The sequence below is a fragment of the Shewanella sp. SG41-3 genome, assembly GCF_014164545.1.
In the GTDB taxonomy this organism is placed as follows: domain Bacteria; phylum Pseudomonadota; class Gammaproteobacteria; order Enterobacterales; family Shewanellaceae; genus Shewanella; species Shewanella vesiculosa.
Genome location: NZ_JACJFJ010000010.1, coordinates 1 through 12,346, shown reverse-complemented (window position 1 = coordinate 12,346; position 12,346 = coordinate 1). Strand labels below are relative to the sequence as shown.

The 12,346-nt window shown below is 42.9% G+C and carries 10 protein-coding genes; 8 read left to right on the top strand and 2 right to left on the bottom strand.

From position 1 onward, the window contains the following. Positions 1-95 precede the first annotated feature (95 nt). Both dnaE and tilS read left to right on the top strand, forming a co-directional pair. Positions 96-3,569 (top strand): DNA polymerase III subunit alpha, encoded by a 3,474-nt coding sequence (dnaE, locus tag H5164_RS17285; protein ID WP_124016998.1) that lies wholly within the window; start codon positions 96-98, stop codon positions 3,567-3,569. A 9-nt stretch (positions 3,570-3,578) separates the two neighbouring features. Then, positions 3,579-5,030 carry a tRNA lysidine(34) synthetase TilS gene (tilS, locus tag H5164_RS17280; protein ID WP_182757183.1) on the top strand — a complete coding sequence of 484 codons (1,452 nt, stop codon included), beginning with the start codon at positions 3,579-3,581 and terminating at the stop codon, positions 5,028-5,030. Between the two features lie 2 nt (positions 5,031-5,032). On the opposite strand, the gene H5164_RS17275 is transcribed toward tilS, so the two are convergent. Then, a complete protein-coding gene (locus H5164_RS17275) occupies positions 5,033-5,374 on the bottom strand; it encodes a hypothetical protein (RefSeq protein ID WP_182757182.1) in 342 nt (113 codons plus the stop codon). A gap of 319 nt (positions 5,375-5,693) precedes the next feature. Here H5164_RS17275 and H5164_RS17270 point away from each other — a divergent pair, with 319 nt between their 5' ends. Then, entirely contained in the window at positions 5,694-7,310 is a 1,617-nt protein-coding gene (locus tag H5164_RS17270; RefSeq protein WP_259396857.1) for a M28 family metallopeptidase, read from the top strand. A 631-nt stretch (positions 7,311-7,941) separates the two neighbouring features. Here H5164_RS17270 and H5164_RS17265 read toward each other — a convergent pair. After that, positions 7,942-8,901 (bottom strand): integron integrase, encoded by a 960-nt coding sequence (locus H5164_RS17265; RefSeq protein ID WP_182757180.1) that lies wholly within the window; start codon positions 8,899-8,901, stop codon positions 7,942-7,944. A 348-nt stretch (positions 8,902-9,249) separates the two neighbouring features. Between H5164_RS17265 and H5164_RS17260 the strand changes: the two genes are divergently transcribed. From H5164_RS17260 to H5164_RS17240, 5 genes are all read left to right on the top strand, one after another. Then, positions 9,250-9,753, top strand: coding sequence for a hypothetical protein (locus H5164_RS17260; RefSeq protein ID WP_220492733.1), 504 nt, complete (start codon positions 9,250-9,252; stop codon positions 9,751-9,753). Between the two features lie 51 nt (positions 9,754-9,804). Further along, entirely contained in the window at positions 9,805-10,041 is a 237-nt protein-coding gene (locus tag H5164_RS17255) for a hypothetical protein (protein ID WP_182757223.1), read from the top strand. A gap of 775 nt (positions 10,042-10,816) precedes the next feature. Beyond that, a complete protein-coding gene (locus tag H5164_RS17250; RefSeq protein ID WP_182757179.1) occupies positions 10,817-11,194 on the top strand; it encodes a hypothetical protein in 378 nt (125 codons plus the stop codon). 114 nt (positions 11,195-11,308) lie between these two features. After that, positions 11,309-11,740 (top strand): DUF4262 domain-containing protein, encoded by a 432-nt coding sequence (locus tag H5164_RS17245; protein WP_182757178.1) that lies wholly within the window; start codon positions 11,309-11,311, stop codon positions 11,738-11,740. A 109-nt stretch (positions 11,741-11,849) separates the two neighbouring features. Further along, a complete protein-coding gene (locus H5164_RS17240) occupies positions 11,850-12,137 on the top strand; it encodes a hypothetical protein (RefSeq protein WP_182757177.1) in 288 nt (95 codons plus the stop codon). Positions 12,138-12,346: the final 209 nt, after the last annotated feature.

The window sequence follows — 12,346 nt, the reverse complement described above, 5'->3', positions numbered from 1 at the left end:
AGTGAGTTTATCATTGGATAAAATCACTTAGTTTGGTAGTCTAAATTCCGCATTTTCGTGTTGTTTCATTCATCTTTTTCGAAGAAAAATAATCTATGTCCGATCCTCGTTTTGTTCATTTGCGCGTCCACAGTGATTATTCAATGTCAGATGGCGTTGCCAAAGTTAAACCTATTATTGCTGCTGCTGAAAGTCAGGGTATGGCAGCCATAGCGTTAACTGATCAAAACAACTTTTGTGGTTTGGTCAAGTTTTACGGTGCCTGTCATGGCGTCGGGATTAAACCTATTATTGGTGCCGATTTTTGGGTGCAAACTCCTGGTTTTGAAAAAGAGTTTTGTGCGTTAACCATTATTGCGATGAACAATGACGGTTATCAAAATCTAACCCAATTAATCAGCGAAGCTTATCTTCGTGGGCATATCGATAACCGCGTAGTGATTGATCAAGACTGGCTGATCAAATATAACAGCGGCTTGATCATTCTTTCTGGCGCCAAAGACGGTGATGTGGGCAAAGCCTTATTAAAGGGCAATCAAAATCAAGTTGAGTCACTGATTGCTTTTTATCAACAACACTTTGAAGACCGCTATTACCTTGAACTTATTCGCACCGGCCGGGCGCACGAAGAACGCTATTTACACATGGCGGTTGAGCTAGCGTCAATTAAAGGTTTACCCGTTGTGGCCACTAACCAAGTGGTGTTTTTAAAGCAAGACGACTTTGAAGCGCATGAGATCCGTGTTGCGATCCATGATGGTTATACTTTAGTTGACCCCCGTCGCCCTAAAACCTACAGCGATCAACAATATCTGCGCACCGAAGATGAAATGCTTGCGCTGTTTAGTGATATTCCGTCGGCGATTCAAAACAGTGTTGAAATTGCTAAACGTTGTAATGTCACCATCCGCTTGCATGAATACTTTTTACCTAATTTCCCCACCGGTGATTTATCGATTGAAGACTTCTTAGTCGCGGCCTCCGAAAAAGGCCTCGAAGAGCGTCTGGCGTTTTTATTCCCCGACCCACAAGTTCGTATCGAAAAGCGTGGCGAGTATGACGAACGCCTTGCGATTGAGCTGAAAGTCATTAACCAGATGGGGTTTCCTGGCTACTTCCTTATCGTGATGGAGTTTATCCAATGGGGTAAAGATAACGGTATTCCGGTTGGCCCAGGTCGTGGTTCAGGTGCCGGTTCATTAGTGGCATACGCACTTAAAATTACCGACTTAGATCCACTCGAATACGACTTACTGTTCGAACGTTTCTTGAACCCTGAACGCGTATCCATGCCCGATTTCGACGTCGACTTTTGCATGGACCGACGCGATGAGGTCATTGATCACGTAGCAGAGCTGTATGGCCGAGAAGCGGTATCGCAAATTATTACCTTTGGTACCATGGCGGCTAAAGCGGTTGTGCGCGACGTTGGCCGTGTTTTAGGTCATCCATACGGCTTTGTTGAACGTCTCACTAAAATGATCCCAGCAGAGCCTGGAATGACGTTAGCTAAAGCGTTTGAAGTTGAGCCATCGCTACCAGAAGCCTATGACAGCGACGAAGATGTTAAAGAGCTCATCGACATGTGTCGGCGCCTAGAAGGTGTGACCCGTAACGCGGGTAAACATGCCGGTGGTGTGGTTATTGCGCCCACTCGGATTACCGATTTCGCGCCACTGTATTGCGATGCAGAAGGTCTAAACCCGGTTACGCAATTTGATAAAAACGATGTTGAAACCGCGGGTTTAGTTAAGTTCGACTTCTTGGGTTTACGTACCTTAACCATCATTGATTGGGCATTGCAGATGATTAATCCGCGCCTAGCCAAAGAAGGTAAAGAGCCGGTACTGATTGAAGCCATTCCACTTGCCGATCCTGCTTGCTTTAGATTACTGCAACGTTATGAGACCACTGCGGTATTCCAGCTCGAATCTCGCGGCATGAAAGATTTGATCAAACGTCTGCAACCAGACTGTTTTGAAGACATGATTGCGCTTGTAGCGTTATTCCGTCCAGGTCCTTTGCAATCAGGCATGGTGGATAACTTTATTGAACGTAAGCATGGGCGTGAAGAAGTCTCATACCCAGATGCCGAATATCAGCATGAATCATTAAAAGAATTACTGTCACCAACTTACGGCATTATCTTGTATCAAGAGCAGGTGATGCAGATTGCGCAAGTATTGTCGGGTTATACCCTAGGTGGTGCGGATATGCTCCGTCGTGCCATGGGTAAGAAAAAACCCGAAGAAATGGCCAAGCAGCGCGGCACGTTTAAAGAAGGGGCGATTAACAACGGTATCGATGGCGATTTGTCGATGAAGATCTTTGACTTGGTGGAAAAGTTTGCCGGTTACGGGTTTAACAAATCTCACTCAGCCGCTTATGCACTCGTCTCGTACCAAACCCTGTGGCTAAAAACCCATTTTCCGGCGCAGTTTATGGCGGCAGTAATGTCTGCCGACATGGACAACACTGATAAAATTGTCACCTTAGTGGATGAATGTGAGCGCATGGGCTTACCGTTAATTCCGCCCGATGTGAACAAAGGCCAATTTAAATTTACCGTCGATGACGACTTAAATATTGTTTATGGTATCGGCGCGATTAAAGGCGTAGGTGAAGGTCCGGTTGAGTCCATTTTAGAGGCCCGAAAAGACGGCCCATTTATCGACTTATTTGATTTCTGTGCCCGTGTTGATTTGAAAAAGCTCAACAAACGAGTGATTGAAAAACTGATCCTTGCGGGTGCACTAGATACCTTAGGCCCGCATCGCGCTTCAATGATGGCCACTTTGCCAGAGGCTATTAGTGCTGCCGCGCAACATGCTAAAGCCGAAGCCATTGGTCAGCATGATATGTTTGGTTTACTCAACTCCGAGCCAGAAGACAGTAAGCAAAACTTTGTTCAGTGTACCCCTTGGCCAGACAAAATTTGGCTTGAAGGGGAGCGTGAAACATTAGGTTTGTATCTAACGGGTCATCCGATTAACCAGTATTTAAAAGAGTTGAAGCAATACACAAACGGTCGCTTAAAAGATATTCACCCAACAGAACGTGGTAAAACCGTTAAAGTTGCTGGTCTAGTGGTCGCTACGCGGGTAATGATCACCAAGCGTGGCTCTAAAATGGGCCTAGTAACCTTAGATGACAAAAGTGCCCGTTTAGAAGTCATGCTATTTACCGAACCGTTTGAAAAGTTTGGCCACATGCTTGAAAAAGACCGTATTTTAATTTGCGAAGGTGATGTCAGTTTTGATGATTTCTCTGGTGGTAACCGGATGAACGCCCGTAATATTATCGAAATTGGTGAAGCTCGTAGTCATTTTGCTAAAGCGGTTGCAATAAATGTTCATGGCAACGATGTTACCCAAGCATGGCTGGAAACCTTTGAACAAACCTTAACCCCTTGGCGAAATGGTGTGGTTCCGGTGACCATTAATTATGCACAAGACCATGCTAGCGGTAAAATTACTTTAGGTGATGAATGGCGAGTTAATCCCAGTGATGAGTTGATGTTAGCTCTCGAAAGTATGCTCGGGTCAACCAATGTTAAAATTGTTTTCTAGGTACATACCATGACAGTGAAACACTCGACTTTAGCTCAACTCAGCGGCCAACAATTGCTTAGTTTGCTTGAACAAGCGGTAATGCCACTTTATCAACAGACGACTTTGCAACATGAGCGCACACCTAAGTTAGTGCTGGCTTACAGTGGTGGGGTTGATTCTGAAGTATTAGCTTATGGTTTGAGTGCGTTCGCCCAAAAATACCCACATATTGCGTGTTTACTTATCCATGTTCATCATGGGCTCAGTCCCAATGCCGACACTTGGGTGCAACACTGTATAACGCGCGCGGGTTATTACCAATTACCCGTGCAAATTGAGCGCGTTAATGTTGACAAAGGTCCAAGGCAAAGCCTTGAGGCACAAGCGCGTGACGCCCGTTATCAAGCGTTTGACCGCTACCTTAATCCGGGTGATATTTTACTCACGGCCCATCACCAGGATGATCAACTTGAAACGTTATTGCTGGCATTAAAGCGTGGCCAAGGCCCTAAAGGGCTTGGTGCGATGGGCGCCATACAAGCTTATCATCACGCTTGGTTGGTTAGGCCATTATTAGATGTCAGCCGAGAGCAAATAGAGCAATTTGCACTGCAACAGCGTTTAACTCATATTGAAGATGAAAGTAATCAAGACGACAGTTATGATCGTAACTTTCTGCGTTTAGATATTATTCCCCGCTTAAAACAACGCTGGCCAAGTATCGCAGTAACAGCCGCTAGAAGTGCGGCATTGTGTGCTCAGCAACAAGACGTTATTGATGACGAAGTCAGTCATCGCTTACCTCAATGGCTAATGTTAGCCAGTGATGACAATGCATCAATAATCGAATCAAGCGGATTTAAGCTTAGCGGTTTTGGTCAATTAAGTGCTGCTTGGCAAGCATTACTATTTCGCGGATATTTAAGCCATTGTGGCGTTAGTTTACCTTCGCAAGCGCAATTACAGCAGATACTGTCACAACTGCTGGCTGCTAAAGATGATGCTAATATGGCGATCCAATGGGGTGGCTACCAAGTAAAACGCTATGCAGGGGTGGCCTATGTACTGAGCAATAGTGATCTTAAAACGCCCGATCCGCTCTCATTAACCGCTGATTTTATTCGTCTATTAAAGGGTGATGTTACTGAGTTGCAGATAGATATCGGCCAGCATCAATGCCTTTTAAGCCAACAAATATCTGCTGATAAGCCTCTATTAGCGTTAGCGCCAACTAACAGTAAAGTGACGATTCGCTATGGCGCAGCAGGCTCTATTAAGTGCCAACCACAATTTGCTACCTCACAACGGCCAAAACCGCGTGAGTTAAAAAAACTATGGCAAGAGTGCAATATCCCACCTTGGCGTCGGCAACTTATTCCGTTAGTTTTCTATGATGAAGTATTAGTTGCTGCTATCGGCCTATGGGTAGACAAACGCTATTTAGCGCAAACAGGGCACCAAGGCATTAGTTTACTTTGATGTTAATGCGTTATCGGGTTGCAAATATTGCCCTTTGCCAACATATTTTTGGCGATTGTTTCAATATCTTCGTCTGATTGGGTATGACCATAATTAAATTCGATAGCAAACCATGAGGCGTCAAATTCGGCTTTATTTTTTAATGCAATAGGCAGTATCGAACACAGCTTGTTGACTACCATATCGGTTTGATGTGATTCAAGCAGTTGTAAGGTACTCGCCGACATTTGAATTTCTGCAGCGGCAACGCTTTGACCTCCATAGGCAAAAAATTTAAGTGCAATCATACCCGCGCCAGTTATGCCCAGTGTAAAACTGATTACACCCACGATGATAAATTTCATATATTTCCCTTTATATTTCGGTATTGTCACTATTCACCTCGGGTGTTTTATTAACACAAGCTCATACACGTTAAATCATCAAAATGGCAAACGTACCCTCGATGACATTTTATGTCTCACTATAGAATGCTGTGACATATTATGTCAATAGGTGTTGTTGTATTACAAATGCATGCCGATCATTTTTAGTCAGATAGCTATGCATTTAGTTAGAGGTGGCCGTATGCAAAGCATCTTAATTATCCTTTTTGTGTGAACCCAGCTGACGTTATTTATTATGCTGCGTTAACGACTTTCGCTTTAGCTGCTTGCTGTTACAATGGTTGCTCTCAATACTCAACAGGGGACCTTGTCCGTGAATACCTTTCGTTTATTAGCTGTGTTTGGTGTGTTGCTTCTGCCAAGTGTCAATGCTACGCCATTTCAATTTGATCAAAAAACCTATCGTCAAGATGTCCAAACCTTAGCCAGTGATGAATTTGAGGGCCGTGGGCCGTTATCTCATGGCGAAAAGCTAACCGTTGAGTATTTAGAAAACGCATACAAAGCAATGGGACTCGCTCCTGGTTTCGGTGACAGTTATCGTCAAGCTGTGCCGATGGCTAAGATTACCGCGGATCAAACCATGCAACTCACTATTGGCGATTTAGTGTTTAATAATGGCACTGATTTCACTGCACGTACTGAGCAAGTTCTACCTCAAGTGAGTGTAGATAACAGCGATATAGTGTTTGTTGGCTATGGTATTAATGCGCCAGAATATCAGTGGAATGACTATGCCAACATTGATGTGAAAGGCAAAACCGTCATCGTGTTAGTTAATGATCCAGGCTTTGCCACTCAAGATCCCGCTATCTTTAAAGGCAATGCCATGACCTATTATGGCCGTTGGACCTACAAGTACGAAGAAGCAGCCAGGCAGGGCGCCAAAGCGGTGTTTATTGTCCATGAAACTGCACCTGCAGCCTACGGCTGGAATGTGGTAGAAAACAGCAACACCAATACTAAATACACCTTAGTTGATGATCACAAAAACCAATCACATATTGGTGTCATGGGCTGGGTGCAACATCAAACCGCGCAAAAGGTGTTTCAAGCAGCAGGCCTAGACTTTGATAAAGTGAAACTCAGTGCAGCAAAAGCGGGTTTTAAATCTATACCACTTAAACTCAAAGCCAATTTAGCAGTAAAAAATACCATCGAATTAGCCACATCCTATAACGTAGCAGGACTCATACCAGGCAACAGTCAAGCCGATGAATGGCTAGTCATGCATGCCCACTGGGATCATTTAGGTAAAACCGTGCAAGACGGTAAAACGGTAATTTTAAACGGTGCCGTCGACAATGCCTCTGGGGTTGCAGGCGTATTGCAACTTGCGCGTCATTTTAAACAGCAAAACAAAGCACCTAAACGCTCTATTTTATTTACTGCATTTACCGCAGAAGAAACTGGCCTTATTGGCGCGCAATACTTTGCCGCCAATCCTCCTGTACCGACTAAACAACTGGTATCGTTTTTAAACATAGACGGCATGAACGTGGGTAAAGGGGTTAATTACATCTTGCGTTACGGCCAAGGCGTATCACAACTTGAAACCTATTTAGATGATGCCGCCAAAGCACAAGGCCGCACTGTAAAGGCTGATCCTCGCCCACAAAATGGTTTAATGTTCCGTTCAGACCATTTTGCCTTAGCCCAACAAGGCGTCCCCGGGTTAATGTTCATGAGCCTAGGCGACACCGACCCAGACTACATCGCCCATAAGTACCACCAAGGCGCAGACGATTACGATGCCAGCTGGAATTTAGGCGGGGTAGAGCAAGACTTAGCCTTGATCAGCGACATTATTGAAAAGCTCGCCAATAACAACGACTGGCCAAAATGGATCGAAGATTCAGACTTCAAAAAGCGTCGAGCACAAGACGGTAAGTAGTGTTAGCTAGTTGGATAAAGAGAGGAGGCGAAAGCCTCCTTTTTTATTAGTTATGGCCTACGGCTACTAAGGTATTTTCAAACTTCGTTTGAAGTAATATCGCAAGGTTCCACCCTGCATGGGCTGACTACATATGGCCTGCGGCCACCAAAGTCGTGGCGCTTAACCCACAGCAGACTTTTTCAAACTTCGTTTGAATTAAGATCGCAAGGTTCCATCCTGCACTGGCCAAGAGGGGATCAACAGCAATCCCCTCTTGGATCACCCCTGCCGTTCCGGCAACATTTCTAAAGAGCGAAAAGGTCGCGACGGAAATTGATCCAGCTTTGGGTTTCGTTTGAATTCTGCCTCGGCCTTATTCGAAAATGCTAACGCTTCCGATGGTACATCCTGTACCGCGAAAGCTAGCCTGACGTCCTGTCAGGCTCACGCATTCTTTTATAAAGAGTCTTCAACGTCCTCAAGTTCAGAGTTGAATCACACCAATTGCAAGCAAGTTATGCAAATCATTTATGCCCCATTATGATTTAGAACAATTACTCATTCGAACTTTGTGTTTCTGTGTTTGCCTCATATTTACTAATGCGGAAAGCAAAAGATAAGGCCCTAGTAACTTGTTTTGTAGTATGCCTTAAAGACTGTCAAGAGGACTTATGATCCCAGTATGATGGCCACCAATCACATGGGTATATATCTCGGTCGTTTTGACATCACTGTGTCCCAATAACTCTTGGATGGTACGAATGTCATGGCCTTTGAGTAATAAAGATGTTGCAAATGAATGGCGGAAAGTATGGGCGGTAACGCGCTTATCTATACCACAGTTAGTGGTAGCTTGCCTTAATGCACGTGAAAAAGCCGTTGGATGAATATGGTGTCTGCACACATAGTTGTCACTTGGGTGCATACAACGGCGGCTAGCAGGAAAGAGATATTGCCAATGAAACTTAGAGGCGTTACTGCGGTATTTTCTGATGAGAGAGATGGGCAATGAAGCAAGTCCAAAGCCATCTGACAAATCCGCCTCGTGGAGCTTTTTTACCTGTTTCATTTGTGACTTTAGAACATCAATCAATCCGTTAGGTAGCATACAAACTCGATCTTTTTGCCCTTTACCTCGGTACACAAAGATAGATTTAGTGGTTAGATCAATATCTTTTACCCTAAGTTTTAAGGCTTCCTTTAATCTTAGCCCTGAGCCAAATAGGATGGCACCAATTAAATAGTGGTAGCCTGACAAATTGCTGATGATCAGTTTTGCTTCTTCGTTAGACAATACCTGCGGTATTCGTTTAGGGGCTTTTGCATAGGGAAATTGTAACTCATTGGGCTCAATTTTTAACACATGGCGACAAGCAAATACAATGGCACATAGAGCCTGTTTCTGGGTGCTCGCCGACACTTCGCACTCCACTGCTAAAAAACAGAGAAATTGTTCAATCAAAGCGGGGGTTATATCAGCGCCATGACGAATATTGCAATGTCGAATGAAATAGCGGTTCCAATAGAGGTAGGATTTTTCTGTTTGATAGCTGTAATGGCGTACCCTGATCTCTGTCCGTATAGCCTCCAAAAATGTTAATTGCCCCATAACCGTTACCTTACCAATGCACTGTGTTTATATACAGTTATAGTTGAAGTTGAGATAATTGGTATGAAAAAGATGCATAAATCGTTGGATTGGCGCATCGATAATACTAACTGTTAAACATTAACTCATTATTATCAATAGTTTGTAATATATATAAAAGTGCTATGCAGACCTCGTAAACACCTATGCATCTTTTTTATCTTCTAAATTGTCATATTTAACCTGTATTTTTTGTTAAATAATATATTTACAACAAACACTTACAAGTGATATTTTGACGAAGAAACTTACAAGAAAGCAGGAGGTTATCCTGCTGCTAATCAATAAGCTGTTATGCAAGGAGGCGAAATGCTCAGGTTTACTCAAGCTATTAAAAAGGCGCTGAATGATGAAAACTGGTACGCAGCGCTGGGGCTAGCGCTAGCACTTCCAGATATATGTGCCAATGTATGTTCACCAAACGAGGGGAGCCAACGAAGGTATGTAAAATGGTACAACCAATACATGCTGCCAAAGTATACAAGACAAGTAGGAGCGGATAGAGAGGAGCACGTGTTTCTGCAAGGTGAAGACTGCTATGCCTTGAGATGTGCCCTATTGCATGAGGGGTCACACGATATATCTGAGCAACGAGCGCAGCAGGTAATCGAGAACTTTAATTTTGTTGTTCCTCCTCAAGGTTGGGAAGTTCACATGAATAAAATGAATAACGCTCTGCAGTTGCAAGTTGACATTTTCTGCCGGGACGTTTGCTCGTCTGTTCATCAGTGGCTAGCAGACAACTCATTCTCTAATGGAGAGTTTGATTCATTTTTAACTATCACTGATATGAACGGGAATTCAATTGCATAACAAACGCATGTTGTCGGACTGTTTTTTCGCTGCGCTTCAAACCAGCCGCAAATGCGGGCGTTAGTTGCCAGCGAAAAAAACGCAGCTAAATCAGAAAAATTAAGGCTAATGAATTATGCTCGGTTTTGTATCTGGGTGTGGTTTGCTGAAGTTGTGTTCGATTTTTTAATGTTGCGGTTTTGTTTTGCCGTTTCAGACGCTAATTTACACGTTGAAATTCAGCTTTGTGACATTGCCTTTCCAAAAGGTTTATTGGGTATTTTGGGCCAGTTTTCTGCGACGTTGTAAGTTCCAAGTGGTTTCAGTGACAGGCGCTTTGAAACTGCGCCTGATTTGAGTTTTTAAAAACGCATCAAAAACGGTGTTGGCAAAGTGTAAATGAACTGAAATCAAAGGTGTAGAATGGCAACTAACAAGGCGTTTAAGGCAGATTCGCAACGCTTGGCATTTTCGGTTTGCTTTGAAATTAGTGTTTACGGCACAATGGTTTAGGTAAGGTGGCAGTGTTGCTCACTACTTAACGCGGCGTTATAACTCATTATGAATATTCAGCCCAGAATCACGACATATATCACTTCAGCACTTGGAGGTTATTTTTTAGCGTTCTTTGTTGTCGCTATTGGAATTGCATTGTTTTCTGTTGAAAGCTTGGTTCCACCAATGATCCCGATTTTTATTTTCTCTCTAATAGTGGCAATTCCTGTAACAGTTATATCGTCAATCGTAGGCTACCCAATTTTCAAATTTATATTCCATAAATTGCAATTGCCTATATTCCAAAGGCTGCTCGTATCAGGGGGTATATCATGTATTGCCTGTATTTTTATTTATGCCATTGGATTCAATTTTGCCCTCGGAGCACTTGATTTACCTGATGCTATTGTAAATATGTCGGGTGCACTGCTAATGCTATGTGTTGTAGTTCTCCCATGTTCAGCACTAGTATATTGGTACATTAAAAAATGAGTTATAACAAGCCAAGTCAGCGGGAATTTTACTCGCTGAAAAACACTCATAAAATCCCCTGCTTGGGGCGTTATGTGCAGTTCGAGTAGGGAGCACGATGAAGAAAATTATATTACTCCCACTGTTTCTCTTTTCGCTCTCTATATCTGCTGAAGTTTTATGGAAGCCTGAAGCAATATCATATGAGTTAAAGCAAGCTCAAAAGCTTCTTGGCATCGGTCTTATGCTTGAGCTTAATCAAATCTTGGAGCCAGGCGAAGCTGGCTGGAAGCAATCTAGAATCGATGTTCCAGAAAGCTGGAGTGACGCAAAACTAGAAATGAAGCAAAGCACACTTTATATTACCTTAGGAACGCAAGAGTATTATCTTAATCCTACAAACATGGGTGAACTCAGTTTTGCTATTCTAGATGGCGGCAATAAAACAGATGAACAGCTACTGGGTATTTGGGTTAAATATGCAAAAAGCACATAACAAGGCCAGTCAAATCGGACACAAACTCGCTGTCACCTTTTTTGCAAAAGGCGCAATAAAGTCGCCATCAATTTTGTGCCGTTGCTCGCGGCGTTATACGATTAAGGAGATGGTATGGATAATATCCGCACTAATATAGAAAAATTTGGATGGCATTTTTTATATATTTTTGATCCTGAGGGTAATGCGTCTGATTTTGCTTATTCTGTTGGATTTGAAGAGTCTTATAACCACCCAGAAATTATAGTTTTTGGATTAAAAAAAGATACTGCTCACCATATTTTATCAGACATAGCGGACGAACTAAAAAATGGAAAGTCATTCAACTCTAACGAGCGCTTAAATGACGTAATAGGTGGTGATATGGATGTGTTATTTAAACCCGTTCAAGAAGAGTTTCATAGCGAGTATCTCGGTTTAGCTTCTAAATATTACCAAAAACCATTCAGAGCAATGGTTATGTTTTGGCCAAACAAACAGAACATACTTCCAACAGAGGGTGGTTGTGATCTTACTATTCAAGATGAAGCGTTAAAAATCGTATAACAAGTTACTCAAACGGACGCTAAACAGTTGGCTAGCACTCGTTCCTCGTACATTTTAGCCAACAATTTCGCGCCGCTTAGTAAGGCGTTAACTGCACTTAGAGGTTTGAGTGATCTACGAAATTCGAATTAATGATGTAGTAATTGGTACTACCAACTTAGAAGGTGGTGATCCGCCGATGGGGTTCGTATTTGGCAGTGTCACTCCAACTGAAAACTATGAGTTTTTATCTGGTGTGGTGAAAGCTGAGCTATATGAGCAGGGCCGAGATATCGAAATCAAATGTGAGTCTATTTCTTTTGAAGACCTTACAAAGGAAATGGGAGAAACGTGCCTTGAAGTCACAGCTCTTATAGATTCTTATGAGGAATATGATAAGTATTTTAAACACTATTGAGAAGCTTATGAAAAACAGTTCTCGTAATCAGCAGTTAACAAGTAAAGGCATTGGACGCGATAAAGCCGCGCCCATGCTTTAAGCGTTATGTTGCACGATGAAAATTAAACAGATTGCCATTGCCACAATTTTGCATTTTATAACTCTCGTTATTTTCGGGTTTCTGAGTTTAGGTGCAACTATGGGGCTTGGATTTAAAGATGAGTTAA